The sequence below is a fragment of the Mycobacterium sp. NGS68 genome (assembly GCF_059812195.1).
In genome coordinates this window covers 219,412-242,890 of record NZ_JCALCE010000005.1, presented here as the reverse complement: position 1 = coordinate 242,890, position 23,479 = coordinate 219,412, and the positions used below count along the sequence as shown (strand labels likewise).

The 23,479-nt window shown below is 70.5% G+C and carries 19 protein-coding genes and 1 pseudogene; 6 read left to right on the top strand and 14 right to left on the bottom strand.

The genetic code is table 11. The annotated features are described in order from the left end of the window. From AC5Y5V_RS08830 to mutA, 5 genes and pseudogenes are all read right to left on the bottom strand, one after another. Positions 1-1,127, bottom strand: a 1,127-nt coding sequence (locus tag AC5Y5V_RS08830) for a PE-PPE domain-containing protein (RefSeq protein ID WP_499932980.1), incomplete at its 3' end; no start/stop codon positions are given. Positions 1,128-1,373: 246 nt separating this feature from the next. Beyond that, entirely contained in the window at positions 1,374-2,654 is a 1,281-nt protein-coding gene (lipL, locus tag AC5Y5V_RS08825; RefSeq protein WP_499932922.1) for an esterase/beta-lactamase LipL, read from the bottom strand. 52 nt (positions 2,655-2,706) lie between these two features. Next, positions 2,707-3,707: pseudogene (gene meaB / locus AC5Y5V_RS08820) on the bottom strand (methylmalonyl Co-A mutase-associated GTPase MeaB). 8 nt (positions 3,708-3,715) lie between these two features. Beyond that, the gene (scpA, locus tag AC5Y5V_RS08815) at positions 3,716-5,968 is read right to left on the bottom strand and encodes a methylmalonyl-CoA mutase (protein WP_499932919.1); all 2,253 of its coding nucleotides are present in this window, start codon (positions 5,966-5,968) and stop codon (positions 3,716-3,718) included. After that, positions 5,969-7,816, bottom strand: a complete 1,848-nt coding sequence (mutA, locus tag AC5Y5V_RS08810; RefSeq protein ID WP_499932916.1) for a methylmalonyl-CoA mutase small subunit — start codon at positions 7,814-7,816, stop codon at positions 5,969-5,971. A gap of 172 nt (positions 7,817-7,988) precedes the next feature. Between mutA and AC5Y5V_RS08805 the strand changes: the two genes are divergently transcribed. Further along, complete coding sequence (locus AC5Y5V_RS08805; RefSeq protein ID WP_499932914.1) at positions 7,989-8,765, top strand: TVP38/TMEM64 family protein; 777 nt, start codon at positions 7,989-7,991, stop codon at positions 8,763-8,765. A 700-nt stretch (positions 8,766-9,465) separates the two neighbouring features. Further along, positions 9,466-13,689: a PE family protein gene (locus tag AC5Y5V_RS08800; RefSeq protein ID WP_499932911.1), complete on the top strand. Its 4,224-nt coding sequence runs from the start codon at positions 9,466-9,468 to the stop codon at positions 13,687-13,689. Here the strand turns inward: AC5Y5V_RS08800 and AC5Y5V_RS08795 are convergent. After that, positions 13,686-15,170, bottom strand: coding sequence for a sensor histidine kinase (locus AC5Y5V_RS08795; RefSeq protein WP_499932908.1), 1,485 nt, complete (start codon positions 15,168-15,170; stop codon positions 13,686-13,688). The genes AC5Y5V_RS08800 and AC5Y5V_RS08795 overlap by 4 nt on opposite strands. Further along, on the bottom strand, positions 15,167-15,895 hold the full coding sequence (locus AC5Y5V_RS08790) for a response regulator transcription factor (RefSeq protein ID WP_499932906.1): 729 nt from the start codon (positions 15,893-15,895) through the stop codon (positions 15,167-15,169). Before AC5Y5V_RS08790 ends, AC5Y5V_RS08795 begins: the two co-directional genes overlap by 4 nt. A gap of 83 nt (positions 15,896-15,978) precedes the next feature. Here AC5Y5V_RS08790 and AC5Y5V_RS08785 point away from each other — a divergent pair, with 83 nt between their 5' ends. The 3 genes from AC5Y5V_RS08785 (at position 15,979) to AC5Y5V_RS08775 (ending at position 17,378) form a co-directional block, all read left to right on the top strand. After that, entirely contained in the window at positions 15,979-16,248 is a 270-nt protein-coding gene (locus tag AC5Y5V_RS08785; RefSeq protein ID WP_499932903.1) for a hypothetical protein, read from the top strand. Between the two features lie 71 nt (positions 16,249-16,319). Continuing rightward, entirely contained in the window at positions 16,320-16,799 is a 480-nt protein-coding gene (locus tag AC5Y5V_RS08780) for a hypothetical protein (RefSeq protein WP_499932900.1), read from the top strand. A gap of 111 nt (positions 16,800-16,910) precedes the next feature. Beyond that, positions 16,911-17,378, top strand: a complete 468-nt coding sequence (locus AC5Y5V_RS08775; protein ID WP_499932896.1) for a nitroreductase family deazaflavin-dependent oxidoreductase — start codon at positions 16,911-16,913, stop codon at positions 17,376-17,378. 38 nt (positions 17,379-17,416) lie between these two features. Here AC5Y5V_RS08775 and AC5Y5V_RS08770 read toward each other — a convergent pair whose 3' ends face one another. Genes AC5Y5V_RS08770 through AC5Y5V_RS08755 form a run of 4 tightly spaced genes read right to left on the bottom strand, consistent with a single transcriptional unit; the run spans position 17,417 to position 20,352 of the window. Continuing rightward, positions 17,417-18,364, bottom strand: coding sequence for an NHL repeat-containing protein (locus AC5Y5V_RS08770; RefSeq protein WP_499932893.1), 948 nt, complete (start codon positions 18,362-18,364; stop codon positions 17,417-17,419). A gap of 15 nt (positions 18,365-18,379) precedes the next feature. Next, positions 18,380-18,736 carry a DoxX family protein gene (locus AC5Y5V_RS08765; protein WP_499932891.1) on the bottom strand — a complete coding sequence of 119 codons (357 nt, stop codon included), beginning with the start codon at positions 18,734-18,736 and terminating at the stop codon, positions 18,380-18,382. Between the two features lie 10 nt (positions 18,737-18,746). Further along, positions 18,747-19,871, bottom strand: coding sequence for an SPFH domain-containing protein (locus AC5Y5V_RS08760; RefSeq protein ID WP_499932976.1), 1,125 nt, complete (start codon positions 19,869-19,871; stop codon positions 18,747-18,749). 46 nt (positions 19,872-19,917) lie between these two features. Continuing rightward, a complete protein-coding gene (locus AC5Y5V_RS08755) occupies positions 19,918-20,352 on the bottom strand; it encodes an NfeD family protein (RefSeq protein ID WP_499932888.1) in 435 nt (144 codons plus the stop codon). 57 nt (positions 20,353-20,409) lie between these two features. Between AC5Y5V_RS08755 and AC5Y5V_RS08750 the strand changes: the two genes are divergently transcribed. After that, complete coding sequence (locus AC5Y5V_RS08750) at positions 20,410-21,264, top strand: Rv1486c family protein (protein ID WP_499932885.1); 855 nt, start codon at positions 20,410-20,412, stop codon at positions 21,262-21,264. Here AC5Y5V_RS08750 and AC5Y5V_RS08745 read toward each other — a convergent pair. The 3 genes from AC5Y5V_RS08745 to inhA form a co-directional block, all read right to left on the bottom strand. After that, entirely contained in the window at positions 21,242-21,550 is a 309-nt protein-coding gene (locus tag AC5Y5V_RS08745; RefSeq protein WP_499932883.1) for a hypothetical protein, read from the bottom strand. The genes AC5Y5V_RS08750 and AC5Y5V_RS08745 overlap by 23 nt on opposite strands. 102 nt (positions 21,551-21,652) lie before the next feature. Beyond that, positions 21,653-22,654, bottom strand: coding sequence for a ferrochelatase (locus AC5Y5V_RS08740; protein WP_499932881.1), 1,002 nt, complete (start codon positions 22,652-22,654; stop codon positions 21,653-21,655). Positions 22,655-22,660: 6 nt separating this feature from the next. After that, positions 22,661-23,470 carry an NADH-dependent enoyl-ACP reductase InhA gene (inhA, locus tag AC5Y5V_RS08735; RefSeq protein WP_499932879.1) on the bottom strand — a complete coding sequence of 270 codons (810 nt, stop codon included), beginning with the start codon at positions 23,468-23,470 and terminating at the stop codon, positions 22,661-22,663. Between the last annotated feature and the right edge of the window lie 9 nt (positions 23,471-23,479).

The window sequence follows — 23,479 nt, the reverse complement described above, 5'->3', positions numbered from 1 at the left end:
GGGAAGTCGGCGAAGCCGTCGTACTGGATCGTGTAGATGTCGGTGGCGTACGGAGTGTCCGCCGGGGTCGGCACGTAGTAGCTCGGGAGGTTCGAAAGCCCGGACTGCCGCACGAAGATACCGCCATTGGGGTTATTGGGATTACCGAGCAACACGAAGTGCAGGGACGCGGGATCGACCGTTCCGGACGCTTGAAGCGCCTTCATCTCCAGGGTCGCGATCGTGGCGCTTTGGGAGTAGCCGAGGACGGCGATGTTCTGTCCGGCGTACGTCTGCGTGATGGCGGTGTTCAGCTTGGTGAGGCCCTGGGCGACGGAGTCGTTGAGACTCAAATCGAGCAGCCCGGTGTTCGGCCAGGACTGTTCAGGCGTTGCCAACGCTATGTGGCTGAATCCCGGAAACAGGGGATCGATGTACCGGCTGATCACACCGTTGAAGAACCACTCGGACGGCACCCCGGAGGACTCGCTGCCACCCGCGGTCCCGCTGCCGCCCATGATCAGTGCGACATTGCCGCCGCCCCCGGTAACCCCTCCGGTACCGGGTGTTCCATTATTGCCGGCCAGCAGCCCGCCGTTGCCGCCGCGGCCGCCCGTGCCGGTGCCGTAGCCGTTGCCGCCGGCTCCGCCGTTGCCGATCAGTCCGGCAGAACCGCCGTTGCCACCGTCGGGATGTGACGCGGTGCCGTCCCCCCCGGCCCCGCCGTTGCCAAACAGCAACCCGCCGGGGCTGCCGTCCTGCCCTGCTCCCCCGGCGGCGCCGTTGCCGACCAGCGGGCGCCCCAGTAGCTCCTCCGTGGGTGTATTGATCGCGGCCAGCAGCTCCTGCTGCGCGGTTTGCAACAGAGAAGCCGCGCTCGCGCTGTCGGCGGTCAGGTACGACCGGGCGCCGCCGGCCAACGCGTGAGCAAACCATTCTTGGAACTCGACCGCCTTTGCGCCGACGGCCTGAAACTCTCCGCCGTACGTTCCGAACAGCGCCGCAATGGCCTTGGATACTTCGTCTTCGGCGGCGACCGCCAGGCTCGTCGTTTGCGTCGCCGCCGCGGCATTCGCTTGACGGACCGCCGAACCGAGATTCTCCAAATCGGCAGCGGCCGTGGCCAGTAGGTCCGGCTTCGCGAACACGAACGACAATCCGCACCTCCACCGACGACGACATCGACGACGAACCGCTACGCTGGAAAACCCCTTTCAGGCGCAGATCGTAGCGCGCTTGGGCAGCCTTCATCGCCCAACCAACAGACACGTTCCAGATTCGGACACGAAACGAAAATCGAAGACACACAACGAAAAAGGCGTGTTGTCATCCGCGCGCTACCAGGCGACGACGAAAGTCGGCTTTCGCCTGGAAGATTCGTACCCCCGGATCGGTCAGCCGGCGACGGCCCCCGGCTCGGCGTAGGGCGCGCCGTACTCGGTCACCGGATCGAAGCCGCGTTTCTTGACCTTCTCCGCGGCGCTGCGCAGCAGGGTGCCGAGGCCGACCATGCCGACGTGGTCGGTCAGCACAAACGGCGACAACAGCCGGTTGTGCACGAACCCGAAGGCCACGCCGGTCGCCGGATCCGCCCAGCCGAGCGAACCGCCCAGGCCGACGTGGCCGAAGCCCGGCAGCGCGAAGGGCACCGAGTGGTAGCCGAGGTGGAAGCTCAAGGGCACGCCCAGGTTTGAGTCCGGGCGCAGGCTGCGGCGCCCGGTGAGGCCCGCGACGAGCTCCCGGGACAGGTACTGGGTGCCGTCGATCACGCCGTGGTTGGCGATAGCGCCGTACATCCGCGCCAGCGCGCGGGCCGTCGCGACGCCGTTGGCCGCGGGCATCTCCGCGTCCAACATCGCCATTTGGCCCTGCACGGAGGCCATCACGCCGGGGAAGTACATCGACCGGTACACGCCGAGGAAACGGTTGGCAACCCGGTTGGTCACGCAGTTCACCAGCCGGTTGGAGACGATGTTCTGCGGCATGATGGTCTCCGCGGCCCGGGTGGGCGCCTCGGCCGGCGGCCGGCCGAGGTGGAAGCCGTCGGTGCCAAGCGGCGCGGCGAGCTCCTCACGGAACAGCGTGCGCATGCTCTTCCCGGTGACCGCCCGCGCCAATCCCGACATCAACCAGCCGTAGGTCAGGGCGTGGTAGGCCTGTTTGCCGAGCAGGCGTCCCGGGGCGGCCTCAGCAAGCCGAGTCTCCATGACAAGGTGGTCCAGCAGGTGCTCCTGGGTGGCGCCGCGCAGGCCCGACAGACCGGCGGTGTGTCGCATCACGTCACGCACCGTCATGGTCGACTTGCCGTTGGCCCCGAACTCCGGCCAATACTCAGCAACCGGAGCGTCGTACTCGACCAGCCCGCGGTCGGCGAGCCGATGGATGACCGTCGAGGCCATGCCCTTGGTCGCAGAGAACACCATCGGGGCGGTATCCGCCGTCCAGGGCACGTTCCCGTGCCGGTCAGCCCACCCGGTCCACACGTCGACGACGGGCAGACCGTCGACGTAGACGGCCAGCGCCCCGCCACCGAACCGGCGGGCGGGAAACATGCTGGCAAATGCGCGAACGACGCAAGAAAAATGTGAGTCAGCCGCGCCGGACACACGATGGCTTGCGTCAGCACCATCGTGGTTAGGGACCGCGCGGAGATCGACTCTGGAATCCGCTGTCACATGACTAAATTTACTTAACTTTCACACCGAGCAAGCGCAAACCCTAATTAATTTACCTATCCGTTAGCGAGCTGAGGCATCGAGGATTTGCTGGGCTGCTAGGGCGGGCGTCAGCTCCCCCGCCCTGACCCGGCTCTCGACGTCGGCGCGGATCTTGCGCACCTCCGGGTTGGCCAGCAGCCGGTCCAGCACGCTGTCGCGGACCATCTGCCAGGTCCAGTCGACCTGCTGGGCCCGGCGGCGGTTTTCGAACTCGCCGGCGTCGGTGAGCACCTGGTGGTGCCGCTCGACGGTCTCCCACAGCTCCGAGAGGCCGGTCCCCTCGATGGCGCTCATGGTGAGAACCGGTGGCCGCCATAGTGTTTCGCGTGGATAGATCAGCCGCAGCGCCGACGAGAGCTCGCGGGCGGCCGATCGTGCCTCAGTCAGGTGCTTGCCGTCGGCCTTGTTCACCACCACGATGTCGGCCAGCTCCAGCACGCCCTTCTTGATGCCCTGCAACTGATCGCCGGTGCGGGCCAGGGTCAGCAGCACGAACGTGTCGACCATGTTGGCCACCGCCACCTCGGACTGCCCGACGCCGACGGTCTCGATCAGGATCACGTCAAACCCGGCGGCCTCCAACAGGACAACCGTTTCCCTGGTGGCCTTTGCCACGCCGCCCAACGTTCCCGACGTCGGCGAGGGCCTGATGTAGGCGTCCGGTTGCACCGCCAGCCGGCCCATCCGGGTCTTGTCCCCCAGGATCGACCCACCGGTGCGGGTCGACGACGGGTCCACGGCCAGCACCGCGACGCGGTGCCCCTGCTCGATCAGATACATGCCGAGCGCGTCGATCGCGGTGGACTTACCCACCCCCGGGACCCCGGTGATGCCGACGCGACGGGCGTTCCCGGAATCCGGCGTCAGCTCCAGCAGCAGCTGTTGCGCCCGCTCACGGTGGTCGCGCCTGGTGGATTCCAGCAGCGTGATGGCCCGGGGCAGCGCGGCGCGGTCGCCGGCGCGGACGGCTTTGGCCAACGCCTCGACGCTGCCGTTGCTCTCAGAGGTCACTCCGGCCACTAGCCCAGGTCGTAGCCCAGCCGGTCGGCCAGCTTGTTCAGCAGGCCGATCGCGGAGTCGGCGATCACGGTGCCGGGCGGGTAGATGGCGGCGGCGCCGGCCTCGTAGAGCTCGGCGAAATCTCCGGGCGGGATGACGCCGCCGACCACGATCATGATGTCGGGGCGGCCGACCTCGGCCAGCGCGTCGCGCAGCGCCGGGACCAGCGTCAGGTGCCCCGCGGCCAGTGACGACACGCCCACCACGTGCACGTCGTTGTCTGCGGCTTGACGGGCCACCTCCTCGGGCGTGGAGAACAGCGCCCCGACGTCGACGTCGAACCCGATGTCGGCGAACGCCGTCGCGATCACCTTCTGGCCGCGGTCGTGGCCGTCCTGGCCCATCTTGGCGATCAGGATCCTGGGCCGCCGCCCGTCGGCCTCGGCGAACTTCTCGACCAACTCGATGGCGCTTGCGATGTTGGAGGCCTTTCCGACTTCGTCACGGTAGACCCCGGCGATGGTACGGATCTCCGCCTGATGACGCCCGTACACCTTCTCCAGCGCGTCGGAGATCTCGCCGACGGTGGCCTTGGCCCGGGCGGCGTTGATGGCCAGCGCCAGCAGGTTGTTGCCCAGCCCATCCTCCCCGGCGCGCCCATGTGCGGCCGCGGCGCGGGACAGCTCCGCCAGGGCGGCCTCGACGGCAGCCTTGTCGCGGCTGGCCCGCAATTCGTCGAGTTTGGCCAGCTGCTCGGCGCGCACCCGGCTGTTCTCGACCTTGAGCACCTCAATCTCTTGGTCCTCTTCGACCTGGTACTTGTTCACCCCGATCACCGGCTGCTGGCCGGAGTCGATGCGGGCCTGGGTGCGTGCGGCCGCTTCTTCGATGCGCAGCTTGGGGATTCCCTCGCCGATCGCCTGGGCCATCCCGCCGTGTTCGGCGACCTCATCGATATGGGCACGAGCGCGCGCGGCCAGTTGGTGGGTGAGCCACTCCACGTAGTAAGAGCCCGCCCAGGGATCGATCGGCCGGGTGGTGCCGGACTCCTGCTGCAGCACCAACTGGGTGTTGCGGGCGATGCGGGCGGAGAAGTCGGTGGGCAGTGCCAGCGCCTCGTCCAGGGCGTTGGTGTGCAGCGACTGGGTGTGGCCCTGCGTCGCGGCCATGGCCTCGACACAGGTGCGCGCCACGTTGTTGAACACGTCCTGCGCCGTCAGCGACCAGCCGGAAGTCTGCGAATGTGTGCGCAGCGACAGTGATTTGGCGTTCTTCGGGTCGAACTTGGCGACCAGCTCGCTCCACAGCAGCCGACCCGCCCTCAACTTGGCGACCTCCATGAAGAAGTTCATCCCGATGCCCCAGAAGAAGGACAGCCGCGGCGCGAACTTGTCGATGTCCAGGCCCGCGTCCAGGCCCGCCTTGATGTACTCGACTCCGTCGGCCAGCGTGTAGGCCAGCTCCAAATCCGCTGTGGCACCGGCCTCTTGGATGTGGTAGCCGGAGATCGATATCGAGTTGAACTTCGGCATCTTGGCGCTGGTGTAGGCGAAGATGTCGGAGATGATCCGCATGGACGGCTTGGGCGGATAGATGTAGGTGTTGCGGACCATAAACTCTTTGAGGATGTCGTTCTGGATGGTCCCGGCCAGCTTCTCCGGCGGCACGCCCTGCTCTTCGGCCGCAACCACATACAGCGCCAGGATCGGCAGCACGGCGCCGTTCATGGTCATCGACACCGACACCGTCGACAGGTCGATGCCGTCGAACAGTTGTCGCATGTCGAGGATGGAATCGATTGCCACACCGGCCATTCCTACATCGCCCTGGACGCGGGGATGGTCGGAGTCGTAGCCCCGGTGGGTGGCCAGGTCGAAGGCCACCGACAGGCCCTTCTGCCCGGCGGCCAGGTTGCGGCGGTAGAACGCGTTGGACTCCGCGGCGGTGGAGAACCCGGCGTACTGCCGGATGGTCCACGGCTGGTTGACATACATCGTCGGGTAGGGCCCGCGCACGAACGGCGGCTCACCGGGGAAGCTGTTGACCGGGTAGCCGTCCTGCTCGGCGGCGCGGCGGTCCTCGGCGATGTAGACCGGCTTGACGTCGATGCCCTCCGGGGTCTGCCACAGCAGCTCCTCGGGGGTGTACCAGTGCGCCTTCGCGGCGGCCGCGACGTGCTCCTCCACCTGGGCTTCGGTGGGTTTCGGTACTTGCCTGTCACCGTGCAGTGGGACGTCGGCGAAGTTGCCGATCGCGGGAACCGTGGCCGTCATTTACGCCCCCAACCTGGTCAACAGATCCGAAAGCGCCTCGACCGCATTGATTTTCGCGGTCAGGAACTCGTCGGGAAGGTGCTCGGCATCGCCCACCGCCTTCTCGGGGCCCGCCAGGTATACCCGCTCGACCCCGGCGCGGCGCGCCGCCTGGACCACGGCGTCGACCTCCTCGGCGTAGCGCTTGTCGGTGCCGCAGATCACCGCCACCTTGAACGATCCTGCGTCGGCGACGGTTTGGGCGTCGACAGGTCCCGGGTTGACGGCCTCGATGCCGCCCGACGCCAACAGGTTGGTCGCGAACGTGGTGCGGATGTTGTGCTCGGCCAGCGGCCCCAACGGCAGCAGCAGCACCTGCGGTCGCTTCTCATGTTCGGCCAAGTAGGCGTCCGAGCGATCCCGCAGTGCCTCGAACTGGGCGGCGTAGCGCACCACGTGCCCGGCGCGTCCCAGCGAATCTCCCTGCGGCAGCGGCGCTTCGCCCAGGTTGGGAAATTCGTTGACGCCGGTGATGGCGATGCGGCGATGCGCGATGTCGTCGGCGCGGCGCGCCGCCAGCTCGTCGAGGCGGGCCTTGAGGTAGTCATGCGCGTCGACGAAGCCGCCGTTGGCCTCGATGGACTGGAAATGCGCCCAGGCCTGCTCAGCCAGCTGCCGGGTGAGGTCCTCGACGAACCACGAGCCGCCAGCGGGATCCAGCACCCGCCCGACGTGCGACTCTTCCAGCAGCAGCAGCTGGGTGTTGCGGGCGATCCTGCGGGCGAAGCTGGTCGCGGTGCCGGGCCAGCCGCCGGGGATGGCCACGTCGAACGCGTACACCAGCACCGTGTCGGCGCCGCCCACCCCGGCGCCGAACGCCGCCAGCGTGCAGCGCAGCATGTTCACCCAGGGGTCGCGCTGGGTCATCATCGGCAGCGACGTCTCCGCGTGCACGACGGCCGCGCCCCCGTCGGGCTCCCCGCTCACCTCGGCGACCCGCGCCCACAGCTGGCGCACGGCACGCATCTTGGCCAGCGTCATGAACTGGTCGTCGTCGGCGGCGAGCCGGAAGCTGATCTGCTTGAGGGCCGCGTCGACCGACAGCCCCGATTCGGTGAGCACCCGCAGGTACGCCACCGCCGCGGCGATCGTGGCCGCCAGCTCCCAGGCCGCGGTGGCGCCGAGGTTGTGGAAAGCGGGCCCGTCGACGGTGATCGCGCGCACGCCCTGGGTGCGCGCCCCTTTCCGCGCGACGGCGACGACGTCGTCGACGGGCGGAGCATTGCGGTCGCTGAGCGTGGCGGTGAGCGGATCAGCGCCCAGGTCGATGGACACGAGGGCGCGCTGGTCCGCGTCCACCCGGTCCGCCAGGGCGAGCATGACGTCGGCGGCCGCCACGTAGTCGGAGCCCGCGTCGAGAATCACCGGGGCCATGCTCAGGTACACACCGTCGAGTAGCGCCGCGAGCCCGGACGGCGCCACGCCGGACTCCCCCACCCGCAGCAACAGCGCGCTCACGCCCTCGCCGAGCGCGGACAGCAGCGCGCCGTTGGCGTCGGCGGGCTCCGTGCCGGGCGCGGGGAAAGCTTCAGCCACCTTCCAGCCGGACTTGACGTCGCGCGATGCGTCGCCGCCCCGCACGAATGGCCATTCCCCTGGCAACGGCGGCTCGGGCAGCTCGTCGAACGCGGTGTAGAGCGGCCTGATGGAGAACCCGTCATACGTCGGCGTGTCCAGCCGCTGCTCAGGGTTGTCGCCCAGCTCAGCGGGGTCTTTGTGGGTGCTCTTCGACAGCACGCCGGCGACGGCGCTGCGCCAGCGAACGCGAACCTGTTCTAAGTTCGCGAGTTCGGGTACGTCAATGGACACCGACTGCTCCTGTTTCCGCAGCAATACGCAGCGATTTCTTCGGGTTTGTTCAGGAAGGCCACTTACTAATAAGGCTAAGTGATGGAGCGGGCCGCGAAAAAGCAGCAAGCCGGTGCTGAAACGCCGACCGCGGGAAAGGAGTTATTCACCTGTGGCCCGTACCCTGGACCCCGTGACGGCCTCCGCCACCTCCAAAATCACCGATACCCTGCGCAGTCTTGCCAGTGGTGTCGGCGTGGCCGCGCGTCAGCTGTCGCCGGTACGGGTTGCGGCGACAGTGGCCGTTATCACAATCCTGGTCGCGGTGGCGCTGTTGGTGAAGCTGCCCACGGCCGTGGAGATGCGCGACTGGGCGCAGTCGGTGGGGCCGTGGTTCCCGCTGGCGTTTCTGGGCGCGCACGTGGTCGCGACCGTGGTCCCGGTCCCGCGCACCGCGTTCACCCTGTCCGCCGGTCTGCTGTTCGGTCCGCTGCTGGGCGTCTCGATCGCCGTGGTCGCCAGCACCGCCAGCGCGGTGATCGCGCTGCTGCTGGTCCGGGCCGCCGGGTGGCGCCTGGATCGGTTGACCCACTACCAAGCGATCGATCGGCTCAACGAACGCCTGCGCGCCCGCGGCTGGCAGGCCGTCCTGTCGCTGCGGCTGATTCCCGCCGTGCCCTTCTCGGTGCTCAACTACGCCGCCGGCGCGTCGGCCATCCGAACGCTGCCCTTCGCGGCGGCGACGCTGGCCGGAATGCTGCCCGGCACCGCCGCGGTGGTCATCCTGGGCGACGCGCTCACCGGTGACGTCAGCCCGCTGCTGATCCTGGTGTCGGTGTGCACCGCCGCGCTGGGGCTGGCCGGGCTGGTCTACGAGATCCGCCACTACCGCCAGCAGCACCCCAGGCCGTCGCGCAAGGTTCCCGAGCGGCACGAGACGCGCGAGCCCGAGCCTGCCGTCACGCCCTGACGTCGCGATCGGCGCGCCCGCCACGGCTGTACTTCGGCGGCACCGGTAGCGCGCAACTCGGCCGCCGGAATGTACGAAGTGATGAATTTTTTCCCGTGCCGGCGTCGGCGGCCTGGTCGGGCGGGCAACCCTCGTCGGTCGGGGCCACCCAGACACCGAGGCTGGCAATGCGCCCGGCCGCATCGCCGGTTTCGGCACCCATCGAGCCGACGCTGCAACCCCGCCCACATGGAGAGAACACGTTCCCGCACAGGGAAACTGGATCTGCTTGTCGAGAATCTCTGGCCGGCTGGGCGCGCGGTATGCGCCGAGTGGGTTCGCTGCTGAATATATAGGCGCGCCCAGCTTTATAAGCGCGGTCGCGGGCGTGAGTTCACTTTACGAATTCAAGGTATTGCGTTTCAAATACACCCGCAGTGATGAATTTACCGAAGCTAAATTCGGCGGGGCCACATCGCCAGACGACAGCCCAATTGAACAATTCTCTTTCCGGTGGCTTGTCAGAGCGGGTGTCCTGGATTTAGCCTTGAGTGCCTTGATGATTGGAAACCCGCAAGACAGCCGAGGGCGTGCCCGACCGCAGATAATCGAAACCTCCGGAAATGATTAATTCCGCAAGATAACAATCCGTCCTGCGTGACATCGATTGCGGAGCTCTGCGCATTTTCCCGGTACCATCCCTCTCGATAGGAGCCGCTAAGTGTCCTCCTTTGTGATTGCCGTGCCCGGGGCGCTGGCGGCGGTATCGGCGAATGTCGCCGGAATAGGCGAAGCGGTCAGGGCGGCCAACGCCGCATCGGCGGCGTCGACGACGGAATTGGCGGCCGCGGCCGGTGACGAGGTGTCGGCGGCGATCGCGAGGTTGTTCGGCCGCTACGCCGCGGACTACCAGGCTCTCGGCGTACGGGCGGCGGGTTTTCACGACCACTTCGTGCAGATCCTGCGCGGCGGTGCGGACGCCTACGCCCTGGCGGAAGCGGCCAACACCTCGCCGCTGCGGACCCTGGAACAGGATGTGCTGGGCGTCGTCAACGCGCCCTCGCAGCTCCTGACGGGCCGTGCGCTGATCGGCAACGGGGCCGACGGAGCACCCGGCGGCGGGACCGGCGGCGACGGCGGCTGGCTGGTCGGCAACGGCGGCCACGGCGGGGCTGGCGCACCCGGCGGCAACGGCGGCAACGGCGGGTCGGCCGGGCTGTTCGGTCGCGGCGGCAACGGTGGCACCGGCGGCGACGCCGTCAGCGCCGGCGGCAACGGGGGCAACGGCGGCGCCGGCGGCAACAACGGGCTGCTGGGCGGCGGGCCCGCCGGCCAGGGCGGGGCCGGCGGGGCGGGTGCTGCGGGCGCGACGGGACAGGGCGGCGGCAGCGGCGGGACGGGCGGCACAGGAGGAGTGGGCGGCGTCGGGGGCGTCAGCCACGGGCTGTTCAGCACGGGCGGGCAAGGCGGCGCCGGCGGCAGTGGTGGTGCCGGCGGGCACGGCGCGGACGGTGCCGGCAGCGCGAGCACCGACGGCGCGGTGGGCGGTGCGGGCGGCAGTGGCGGCAATGGCGGTTCCGGTGGGGCCGGGGGGACCGGTGGCCTGCTCGGCACACACGGCGCGACGGGTCATTCGGGCGCCGGTGGCGCGGGCGGCGACGGCGGCGGGGGTGGCGGGGGCGGCCGCTCTGGCATCGACGGCGCTGCCGGTGGACAGGGCGGCGCCGGCGGACAGGGCGGCAGCAGCGGCGGACCCGACGGAACTAACGGCGACGGCGGAAAAGGCGGGCCCGGCGGCGACGGCGGCAACGGACTTAATGGCCTCAATGGCCGCAACGACATCGCCGACGGCGACGGCGCCGCCGGCGGCAACGGCGGTAACGGCGGACAGGGCGGTGCCGGCGGCGCCGCAGGCACCATCGGCAGCGGCGGCAGCGCGGGCAACGGCGGCGTGGGCGGTGCCGGTGGTCAGGGCGGTAACGGCGGAAGCGGCAGCAACGGTGGTCCCGGCGCCGCCGCGTTCAAGGGCGGCGACGGCGGCCACGGCGGCAACGGCGGCACAGGCGGCGCGGCCGGCGGACCGGGCGCAACCGACGGAAGGGGCGGCGCGGCCGGCAACGGCGGCAACGGCGGAAACGGCGGCAACGGCGGACCCGACACGGGCAGCGGCGGGGCCACCGCCCAGGCCGGTGGCGACGGCGGCAACGGCGGTGCCGCAGGCACGGCCGGCACCGGCGCGGTCGCGGGCCACAGCGGCGTCGGAGGCAACGGCGGCAACGGCGGAAACGGCGCCAACGGCAGCAACGGCGCTGGTGACACCAATAGCAGCGGCAGGGGCAGCGCCGGCGACCGCGGCGGCGCCGGCGGGAACGGCGGACAGGGGGGCGACGCCGGCAACGGAACCGGCGGCAACGGCGGCACCGGCGGAAACGGTGGCAGCGGGGGTTCGGGCGGGGACGGCGTCGTCGACAACAAGAACCCACTCGGCGGTGCGGGTGGCGTGGGCGGCAACGGCGGCGACGCTGGTGCGGGCGCCACCTTCGGCAACGGCGGCAGCGGCGGCAGCGGGGGCAATGGCGGTAACGGCGGCGTATTTGGACCCTTCCCCTACGGCGCCAACGGCGGCAACGGCGGCAGCGGGGGTAACGGCGGCAACTCTGGCGTCGGCGGCGCTGACGGCGCCAGCGGGGCAGGCGGCAACGGCGGCAACGGCGGCAACGCCGGCGCAGCCCCCGCAAACGCCTTCGGCTTCGGCTTCAACGGCGGCAACGGCGGCAACGGCGGCGACGCCGGAACGGCCGGCACCGGCGGCACCGTGTTGAGTCCTGCCGGCGGCGCCGGCGGTGATGGCGGCAACGGTGGCGCAGGTGGCAAACCCAACAACGAAGGGTCTTATAACAACGCGGGCAACCCAGGCGGCGACGGCGGCAACGGCGGCCACGGCGGGAAGGGCGGCATCGGCGACCTCGCCGAGACCGCAGGCAACGGGGGTGCCGGCGGTACCGGCGGCAACGGCGGCGACCCCGAAAGTGGGTACACGATCCCCGGCGGTCCGGGTGGAACCGGCGGTACCGGTGGAGCGGGCGGGGCCAGCACCGGCGGACTCGCGGTGAATACCGGCGGCAACGGGGGCGCGGGCGGCACCGGCGGCACCGGCGGCACACCCGCGACGGCAGGCGAATTCGCCGGAGGCACGGGTGGGACGGGCGGCAGCGGCGGTGCCGGCGGCAACACCATCGCCAATGGCACCAACGGCAATGGCGGGACCGGCGGCAACGGCGGCACGGGCGGCACCGGCGCCAGTGGTGCCGCGGACGCCGGCAGCGGCGGCGGTGACGGCGGGACCGGCGGCGCCGGCGGCGGTGCGGGTGCCGGCGGGGCGGCCGGCACCGGTGGAACCCAAGGTCTCGCCGGCGCCTACGGCAACGGCGGCAACGGCGGAACGGGCGGTGCGGGCGCTGCGGGCGCAGACGCCACGGGCACTACCGGCGCCACCGGCCACGCCGGGGGTGACGGCGGCAACGGCGGGGCCGGCGGCAACAGCGCCGGCAGCGGCCTCACCGCCGGCATGAACGGCAGCGGCGGAACGGGCGGCGCCGGCGGCCACGGCGGGGCCGGCGCCACGGGCGCGGCCGGAAATGTCGGCGGCACCGGCGGCCACGGCGGCGACGGCGGGTCCGGTGGAGCGGCCGGTACCGGCGGAACCGACGGAACCGGCGGCGACGGCGGTAAGGGCGGCGCCGGCGGCACGGGCGGCCACGGCGGGGCCGACCCCGGTACCGGCGGCAGCACCGCCCCGGCGGGCGGCGTCGGCGGCGACGGCGGCAACGGCGGCGATGCCGGCACCGGCCCGACCGCCGGCACGGGCGGCGCCGGCGGCACCGGCGGACATGGCGGCGCCGGCACCGACGGCAACGACTCCGCCTCGACGACCTCGAACGGCGACGCCGGCGGCAAGGGTGGTAGCGGCGGCCACGGCGGCAAGGGCGGCAACTCGTTTGCCGGCGGCACGGACGGCGCCAGCGGCGCGGGCGGGATCGGCGGCGACGGCGGGAACGGCGGCAATGCCGGCGTCCTCAGTGGCGGCGCCGGCGGAGCGGGCGGCAACGGCGGCGACGCCGGCACGGCCGGCAGCGGCGGCACCTACCTCAGCGCCATCGGCGGACACGGCGGAACCGGCGGCGGCGGCGGGGACGGCGGCAACTCCGGCGGCCACGTCAACCTGGGCACCCCCAACACCGCCGTCACCGGCGGGGCCGGCGGTAACGGCGGCAACGGCGGCAATGGGGGCACCGGCGACCTCGCCGAAACCGGCGGCAACGGCGGGACCGGCGGCGACGGCGGCCAAGGCGGGACGGCCGCCAGCAATTTGCCGCAGACGGTGAATGGCGGCACGGGCGGAGCGGGCGGCAACGGCGGCAACGGCGGCGCCAGCAACCACGGCGTCGCCAGCAACACCGGCGGCACCGGCGGAGTGGGCGGCGTCGGTGGCATGGGCGGCGACGGCAACGGCGGCAACGGAGCCCTCCACGGTCCGGGCGCCGGAGGCAGCGGCGGCACCGGCGGCAACGGCGGAAACGGCGGCAAAGCCACCAACGCCGGGGCCAGCGGCGGAAACGCGGGTGCTGGCGGCGCAGGCGGCGTGGGCGGCGACGGCGGCAACTCCACCCTCAACTCCGGTTACGTGGGCGGCGGCGGCGGAAGTGGCGGCGGTGGGGGTCAAGGCGGCAGCGGCGGCGACGGACTCGCCGGCACCGGCGGATCCGGCGCCGGGGGCGGCCACGGCGGGTTCGGCGGCCACGGCGGCACCGGCACCAACGGCGGTTCCGGCGGCACCGGCGTGAACGGCGGCGTCGGCAGCCCCGGCAGCGGCCCCGCCGGTGCGACCGGGGGCAACGGCGGTGACGGTGGCTCGAGCGGCGCGGGCGGTGGCGGCGGCAGCTAGGCGGTCACCGGCAGACTCAGCCGGAACTGCGCGCCGCCCTCGTGCGGCAGGCAGACCAGTTCCCCGCCGTGGGCCCGGGCCAGCGCCCGAGCGATCGGCAAGCCCAGCCCGGCGCCGCCATGGTCCCGGTCGCGTCCGGCGTCCAGGCGCACGAGTCGCTCGAAGATGCGGTCGCGGTCGTCGTTGGGAATCCCCGGGCCCGTGTCGGTCACCGTCACCTCAGCTAGGTCGCCGCTACACCTCAGCTCGACGGTGATGGATCCGCCGGCGGGGGTGTAGCGGCGGGCGTTGTCGAGCAGGTTGGACAGGATCTGCGCCACCCGGGTGGGATCGGCCCTCGTCTTGAGCTCCGTCAGCCCGGCGCGCGTCACGGCGACCTGCGGCGCCAGCATGGCGGCCCGGTCGGCTTCCGCGCCGACGACGACGGCGAGGTCGGTGTCGTGCAGGTCCAACACGTGTCCGGCGTCGATGCGGCTGAGGTCCAGCATGTCGCCTACCAGCCGCCCCGCCCGGCGCGCGTCGGACAGCAGCAGGCTGGCCCGCCGGTACTGAGCGCGCGCCTCGTCGTCGTCGCGTTGGCCGGCGGTGCTGGCGAGCTGTTCGGCCGCCGCCTGGATGCCGGCGATCGGCGTGCGCAATTCGTGCGCGGCGTCGCCGAGGAAGCGTCGGGTCGCCGCCTCGGCACGCCGCGCGGCGTCGGCGGCCTGCTGGGCCCGTCGCTCGGAGGTCTCCAGCGCGTCCAGCATGCCGTCGAACGCGCTGGCCGCGCGGCCAAGTTCGGTGTCGGTGCGCTCCGGGCGCAGTCGCCGCCCGCGGTCGCCGGTGGTGATGTCGCCGGCCAGCGCGGTCAGCCGGTTCAGCGGCCGAAGCGCCGCCCGGCTGACGGCCACCATCAGCAGCGCGGCGAGCACCAGGGTGGCCAGGCCCGCGCCGATCATCAGCTGCCGCAGTTGACGGGCCACCTGCGTGGTTTGGCTGGTGTCGGCGACCAGGATTACGCGGGCGCCATCCGGCAACGGGTGCACCAGGACCGTCGCAGTCGCATCCCGCAGGGCCGGCGGGGGTGGCGGCGGCGGTGGCGGCCGAGGCAGGGGTGGCGGTCCGCCGGGCGGCCCGGGCGGCCGGCCCGGGGGGAACGGCGGCGGCCCGGGCAGCAGCTCGACCGTCGGCCCCGCGGTGGTGTCGGGGCTGATCCGGGGATCGCCGTAGGTCATTCCGTCCGCGGTGACCAACAGCGCCCGCACGCTGCCGCCGTTGAGTTCGGCCGCCAGCAGCTCCGGGGCGGTGTGCGTCGCCGCCAGCGCGTCGGCGCGCGACGTCGCCGCCAGCAGCCGGTCGTGCAGATTTCGGCGTGCCTGCACGCCCAGCGCCACGTCGATGGTGACCCCCAGCACCATCAGCAGGACCGCCAGCAACGCCACCACAATCACGGTGACCCGGCGTTGCAGCGACGGCGTCGGGGTCACGGGATCGGCGGTCACGAGCGTTGCGGTTGCAGGCGGTAACCGATGCCGCGGACGGTCTGCAGGATCCGCGGCCCGTGGGCCTCGAGTTTGCGCCGCAGCCCGCTGACGTGCACCTGCACCAGGTTGGGGTCGTAGGCGTCATACCCCCAGACAGCATTGAGGATCTGGGTCGCGCTGACGATCCGGCCGCGCTGCGCGACCAGGAATTCCAGCAGCCGCAGCTCCGTGGCCGTGAGGTCCAGCCGGTGTCCGTCCCGCGAAGCGACACCGGCCTCGACGTCGAGGACCAGGTCGCCCATCTGGACCACCTGAGACAGTCGTCCCCGCCGGCGCAGCACCGCGCCGACCCGCGACACGAGTTCGGCGAGCTCGAAGGGCTTGACCACGTAGTCGTCGGCGCCGCTGTCCAGGCCTCGCAGCCGGTCCGGCAACCCGTCGCGGGCGGTGATCATCACGATGCCGACGTCTCCCCATTCGCGGATGACGTCGATCAGCGCGAAGCCGTCCCGACCCGGCAGCATCACGTCGAGCACCACCAGGTCCGGCCGCAGCCCCTCCAGCGCGTCTTCCAATTCTGCTCCGTCGCAACGGGTGTCGGTGTGATAGCCGGCGTCACCGAGCGCCTCACTGACCATCTCCCGGATGGTCTCGGAGTCCTCGACCACCAGCACCCGCGGCGCCCCGACACTGAATTGATCGCTGCGACGTGCCGCACGCGAACATTCGCTCATGGCCCCCATTGTTAACGCGCGGATCTGAGATCAGGCTTAAGCACGCTCATGCACAAGAGTTCTGCCGATCCATTTCCGAGCCGAGGAGTCACATGGCCACCGAAAGCACGCGTAATCCGGCACCGCCGGCCGCTTCGGCTCGGCGCTATTCGCTGGGCGTGGTGATCGGCGCCGCGCTCGGGGGTGTGGCGATCGGCGCGCTGTCGATTTTCGCTGTCACCGGCCCGACGTGGAAGGTCCGCGTCGAGCTGCCCCCGCCGCCGTATCCGGCGCCGATGTCGACGCCGCTGGTCAGCTACCTGCCACCGTCGCCGTCCGTCTCCGTCACGACGGTCCTGCCACCGCCACTGCCCCATCCCTGAATCTTCAGATTCGCTTCAAGTAGCGCTCCTAACGTCGCGGTTACCGACAACACGACGACATGAGGAGTCACATGACCTCCGAGAACATCAACACCGGTACCGAACCGCCCGCGGCGGCAGCGCCAGCCGTGGCCGACCCGCCCGCCAAGCCGAAACGTCGGCACTCCACCGGCGTCGTGATTGGCGCCGGCGTGGCCGGCGGGATCCTAGGAGCCATGTTCACCGCGGTGGCTTCGCTGTTCATCTTCTTCTTTGGCTTCGGACCGCCTCCCCCGCCACCGCCGCCGGGGTTCGGGCCGGGGACGTCGCACTTCGGCTTTCCGCCAGGCGGGCCGCCGATGGCAGGGCCGCATGGCGGACCCGGCATGGGCGGTCCGGGCATGGGCGGTCCGCACGGGCCCCGGCCGCCGTTCCCCGGCGGGCCTCCGCCGTGGGGCCAGGGGCCGGGTGGACCTGGCGGGCCCGGCGGACCGGGCGGCCCGGCTGCGCCGCCTCCCCCGCCCGGCCAGTCGCCGGTATCGCCGACGCCGGGACCTTCGGCGCCTAGGTAACCCTCGCGACCAGACGCAAAAGCACCCATTTCCGTGCCGGAATGGGTGCTTTTGCGTCTGCTCGGCGCATGGTTGGTGCGCCTCGGGGTAACCGGGCCGAAGGGAGGTCACATGTCGCGCGTCGCCAAACTTTGTGGCCGGCTGCTGCGCGCGCGCCGCCTGGTGCGGGCGCCGATCTGGATCTACAAGGCCCGCGCCGGCGCGCTGTTCGGCTCACGGATCCTGATGCTGGAACACATCGGCCGAAAGTCCGGCGAGCCGCGATACGCGGTGCTGGAGGTCATTACCCACGACAGCCCCGGCACCTATGTCGTGGCGTCGGGCTTCGGGCACAAAGCTCAGTGGTTCCGCAACATCCAGGCCAACCCGCGGGTACGCGTCTACGCCGGCAGCCGCGCGCCGGCCGAGGCTACCGCCCGCGTGCTCGACCAAGGCGAGGCCGACCGCGCGCTGGCCACGTACCGCGCACGCCACGCCAAAGCCTGGGAGCAGTTCAAGCCGGTGCTCGAGGAGACGCTGGGCGCCCCGATCACCGACACCGGCACGCCGCTGCCCATGGTCGAGCTGCGCCTCGTCTAGCCCGACATTCCTCCTTCACCGAGCAGACGGCGTAGAGGTCAGGGCCGTAGCTTCAGCACCCGGCCCCCGCCGACGATGTCGGTGACGTAGACGCTGCCTTCCGGGCCGACCGCAATCCCATGCGGACCCATCAGATCGACGAACGGCACTTCCACCGCAGCGACGGCTCCCGGGGCAAGCCGGGACACCCGGTTCGTCTCGGTCAGGTAGATCACCCCCTGCGGGCCGAGCGCCAGCGCATGCATCCCCTGCGAGTGCAGGCCGGCGGGTGTCATGTCGGTGTAGCTGCCGGCCCCCGCCGTGAGCTTCTGGATGCGATAGACGCGGTCCTGCGACGTGCTGCCCTCATCCATCGCCAGGACGTAGACCGTACCGGCGGAGTCCATCGCGATGGACTGCGGAAAGCCGTTCGGCAGCGGCAACTCCGCGAAACCGTCGCCGTTGGGCGCAAGCCGGGCCACCGACTTCAGGCCGGCCACATAGACCGCCCCGGCGGAGTCGACAGCCATCTGCGCGTTGATCGCCTTGGTGCCCGGCAGGGCGACCGCCGCCGGCGCTCCCGGCGACAGCTTGGCCAGCCGACTGCCGTGGTAATCGCTCTGGATGCCGTAGACGGCACCCGACGGGTCGACCGCCACACCGTTCGGATTGTCCAGGCCGGGAAAGGGCAGCGGGGTGGGCTCGGCCGCGCCGATGGCGAGTTTGAGGATCCGCCCGTTGCGCCCGTCGGCCACGTAGACCGTGCCCGCGGGGTCGACGGCGACGTCCGCGCCGTTGCTACCGGTCGACAGGCGCAGGCTGCCGAAGGGCAGCACCGCTTGCTCGGAGCGCGTGGCTGGGGGACGCGATAACGGCTGCGTCAGCGTCGTCACGAGTTTGGGCAGCGCGGCCGTCGCCGCCACGACAATAGCTACAACGGCGGCCACGACGACCCCCAGCAGCGCCGCGATCCCCGCAGCGAGCCAGGCCGTTCGCTTGCTCGACATTGACCGACGCCGAGGCTATGCCGTGTCCGGGCCCTTCGCCGTCATCGCCGCGAACAGCGCCAGGAACGTCACCGCCGGAAGAGCGTTGGCCACCGTGTCCCGGACCCGGATGTGCGCGCCGACGGCCAGGGTGAAATACAGCGTCAGCAGCGCCGTCGTCAGCCGGGCCAGCCCGGGGAACCGGCTCACCGACAGCAGCCCGACGGCGGCGGCCGTCTTGACCACCGGCAACACAGGGCGGACGTTTTCCGGAAGACCGACGGTATCCAACGCCTTCTTGATGGGCGCCACCTGGACCGCGCACAACACCGCGTCGACGGCATGAAAAGCACCAAGCGCGGCATAGGTTTTCGGTGAAGTCAGAGCACTCATAGCCGCAATCCTATTGCCTGAGCTGCGGCGGCAAACCGGGCGGACCGTCGACGGGTCGGCGGGCTATCGCCTCGGCCTTGGCCACCGCCTGGGCGATCTTGGGATCGGTGTCGGTGGAGAACCAGTCGGCGACCTCGGCATCATCGTCGTCGACCGCGTGCCGCGGCGCGTCATCGACGGGAGACGGCTCGAACCGGAACACCCCGTCCTCCCCCGGCGTGCCCAACATCCGGGTGAATCCTTGCAAGGCCGCGCTGAAATCGCTGGGCACCACCCACACCTTGTTGGCGTCGCCGCGGGCCATCTCCGGCAGCGTCTGCAGGTACTGGTAGGCCAGCATCTCCGGGGTGGGCCGCCCGGCCTTGATCGCGGCGAACGTCTTCTCGATCGCCTTGGCCTGCCCCTGCGCCCGCAGGTAGGCCGCGGCGCGCTCACCCTGGGCCCGCAGCATCCGGGACTGCCGGTCTGCCTCGGCGGCCAGGATGGCGGCCTGCTTGGCGCCCTCGGCCGCCAAGATCTGCGCCTGCTTCTGGCCCTCGGCCTGTTTGATCTGCGCCTCGCGGGTGCCCTCGGCGGTCAGGATCATCGCCCGCTTCTCGCGGTCGGCCTTCATCTGCTTTTCCATCGACGCCTGGATCGACGGCGGCGGGTCGATGCTGCGCAGCTCCACGCGCGCCACCCGCAGGCCCCAGCGGCCGGTGGCCTCGTCGAGCACGCCGCGCAACTTGGTGTTGATCTGGTCGCGGGAGGTCAGCGTCTGCTCGAGCGTCATGCCACCGACGACGTTGCGCAGGGTGGTGGTGGTGAGCTGCTCGACGCCGACGATGTAGTTGCTGATCTCATACACCGCCGCCTGCGGCACGGTGACCTGGAAATAGACCACCGTGTCGATGTTGAGCGTCAGGTTGTCCTCGGTGATGACCGGCTGCGGCGGGAAGGACACCACCCGCTCGCGCAGGTCCACCCGGGCCCGGATCCGGTCGATGAACGGCACCAGCAGCGTCAGCTGCCCGCTGACCGTGCGGCTGTATCGGCCCAGCCGCTCGATCACCGCGGCCTCGGCCTGCGGGATCAGCGCGACCGACTTGGCCACCACGATGATGGTGAAAATCACCAGGACGGCGAAAAACAACAGAAGGACAGTCCCACCTGCACCCACGGAAGTTCCTTTCTCGTAGCGCTCAGACGTTCTTGAAGACCACCGCCGTGGCGCCGTCGATGTGCACGACGGTGACCGACTCGCCCGGCTCGTAGACATCGCCTTCGTTCAGCGGCCGCGCCGTCCACACCTGCCCGTCAAGCTTCACCTGGCCCTCATGGGTGGCGACTCGGTCCAGCACCAGCGCCTTCTTGCCTTCCAGCGCCTTGACGCCCGTCTCGATCTTGGTTGTCGGCGTCAGCCGTCGCCGCAGCGGCGGCCGAACCAGCACCATCAGCAGCACCGACACGACGAGGAACACGGCCCCGTCGGCCAAGATGGGCCAATCGGTCAACCAGGCGGTTCCGGCGGCGGCGAACGCACCGCCGGAAAGCATCAGCAGGAACAAGTCGCCAGTCAGGGCTTCGGCACCGGCCAGCGCCAGTGCGAAGATTAGCCAGCCCACCGCGACAAGCATGCGGCCAGGATACGCGTGATCAGCCTTTGCCGGGGCAAGCCATTACACTGCGAGATCATGTGGTGTCCGAGTGTTTCGCTGTCGCTGTGGGCCAATGCCTGGCTCGCAGGAAAGGCTGCGCCCGACGACGTCCTGGACGCGTTATCACTTTGGGCGCCAGCACAATCCGTTACCGCCTATGATGCGGTCGCCGCGGGCCACACCGGCCTGCCCTGGCCCGACGTGAACGACGTCGGCACGGTGTCGCTGCTGCAGACGCTGCGCGCCGCGGTCGGCCCGTCCCGGACACGCGCGACGATCAGCGTGGTGTTGCCCGTGCCCGGCGACGTGCGCGGCCTGGCCCCCGGCACCCAGTTCGGCCGCGACGCGCTCGCCGCCGGCGAGGCGGTGATCATCACCAACCCCGACGACCCAAGCACCGCAATCGGACTCGTTCCCGAGTTCACCTACAGTGACGCGGCCGCCGAGAACGATTCGCCCGAATTGCATGCGCTGGCGTGGATCGTGTACTCCCTGCCCGGCGCGCCGGTGCTGGAGCACTACGAACTTGGCGACGCGGAATACGCGTTGCGTTCGGCGGTGCGCTCGGCCGCCGACGCCCTGGGCACCATTGGGCTGGGCTCTGCCTGCGACGTCGACGACCCCCGTGGCTTGGTCGAGCAGATGCTGGAATCCTCACGGCAACACCGGGTTCCCGGGCACGCGCCGACGCGCGCACTGCGGGTCCTGGAGAACGCCGGGCACGTGGACGCGATCATCGCGGTCAGCGCGGGGCTGAGCAGGCTGCCGACCGGAAACTCGTCGTCGGAGACCCAGATCGCCAGCGACGCGCTGCGCCCGCTGGCCACGGTGGTGCGTTCCGCGCGGCTGGCGGCCGTCGGCGCGATCCTCAATTCCGCCTGGTCGGCCTAACCGCGTCGAGCTGCTCTTCTATCTGAAGCGCCCGCAGCGCAGTGGCGGCCGCCCGGTAGGTCTTCACGACGCCCTCCAGCCGCGCCGACGACCCGTCGAAACACGCCCAGTCGAAGACGGCTTGGCAGACATGGTCGGCCAGGCCGCGCAGGATGCCGTCGCGCGGGGGGTTCTCGATGACGGCGATCGCGGCCGTGCACAGCGACCCCTTTTCGGGGTTTTCTTCACACAGCGCCCGTTGCACCCGAAATACGAGGTCGCGGACCTGCGGTCCTTCGAAATCCATGTAACTCCTTGCTGACGACCGATTCTCGGTCGAATCGTGAACTTAACCCAGCAATGGGTACGCGGCGGCCACGCTTCGGTAACAGAGCGGAATCAGAATGAGCTAACCGGTAACCCGCGCCGCGCAGTGCGGCGGACGGCACGGCTCCCCGTTGACGCTGGCCAGACAGCCCGGCACCGGATCGGGGCCACTGACCCGGGCGGGCGGGCGGCCGTCGCGCAGTTCGTCGATCAAATCCGCGGCCAGCCGCGCGAATCGCGGGTCCGCATTGGGCGTGGCGGCGCGGGCGAACGGCATGCCCGCTTCTTCGGTCTGCAGTCGCAGCTCGTAGTCCAGGTCCCACACGACCTCGATGTGATCGGCGACAAACCCGATGGGACAGACGATTACGGGCCGCGTGCCCAGCGTCTTCAGGTGGTCACCGACGTCGGGTTCGAGCCACGGAACCTGCGGCGGGCCTGACCGCGACTGCCACACCACGTCGTAGTCCCGGTAGCCGGCCGCGGCAGCGACCAGGCTTGCGGCGTAACGGACTTGGCGACTGTAGAGGCCGGGCCCGCAGCGCCGGTCGGCGGCCACGGGGATCGAATGCGCGGTGAACACCAGTCGCGCGTCCTCACCTACGGTGCCGGCAACCGTGGCGACCGCCCCGGCGAACATCTCGACGAAGAGCGGGTGGTCGAAATAGGGTCGCAGCTTTACCAATTCGGGCGCTTCCGGACCCGCCGCCCGCCGCGCCCTGGCGATGTCCTCCACATACTGGGTGCAGCTGGAATAACCGCTCCACGCCGACGTCGTGAACACGGCGGCGCGCACGATCCCGTTGTCGCGCATGGCCTTAACGGTGTCTTCGACGTAGGGGGCCCAGTTGCGGTTGCCGAAGTAGACCGGGAGGTCCTGTTGCGCCTCTAGCTCGGTGATCAGCGCGCGGTTGATGCCGTTGATGGGCGAAACGCCACCGAAATGCAGGTAGTGTTCGGCGACGTCGTCGAGTCGTTCGGGCGGCACGTTACGACCACGGGTGACGTTCTCCAGGAACGGCCGCACCTGTTCGGGCCCCTCCGGCCCGCCGAAGGACAACAACAGGACGGCGTCAAAATCCATTGGCTGCTAGAGCAATTGGGTGTGTGCGCCGCCGTCGGCGAAGATGATGTCGCCCGTCGTCGCCGGCAGCCAATCGGACAGCAGCGCGCAAACCGTCTTGGCGACCGGCGTGGGGTCTTTCATGTTCCACCCGACCGGGGCACGCTGATCCCAGCCCTCTTCGAGCAGCTGGATCTGGGCGCCGGCCTCGTCGCCGAGCGCGCCGCCGACGATCGCGGCCATTGCCAGCGTCCGGATCGGCCCGGCGGCAACCAGATTCGAACGGACGCCGTACTTGCCCGCCTCGCGCGCCACGAACCGGTTGACCGATTCCAGCGCGCTCTTGGCGACGGTCATCCAGTTGTAGGCCGGCATCGCCCGGCTCGGGTCGAAGTCCATGCCGACGATCGAACCGCCGGAGTTCATGATCGGCAGCAGCGCCTTTGCCAGCGACGCATAGGAATACGCGGAGATGTGGATGCCCTTGGACACGTCCTCATACGGTGCGTCGAAGAACGGGTTGACGCCCATCCCGGTCTGCGGCATGAAGCCGATCGAGTGCACCACACCGTCGAGCTTGTTGCCCTCCCCGATCACCTCCGTCACCCGCGCGGCCAGAGTAGCCAGGTGCTCCTCGTCCTGCACGTTGAGTTCGAGCAGCGGAGCCTTCTCCGGCAGCCGGTCCGCGATGCGCTGAATCAGCCGCAGCCGGTCGAAGCCGGTCAGCACCAGCTGGGCGCCCTGTTCCTGGGCCACCCGCGCGATGTGAAACGCGATCGACGCGTCGGTGATGATCCCGCTGACCAGGATCCTTTTACCTTCGAGCAGTCCCGCCATCGTCCGTCC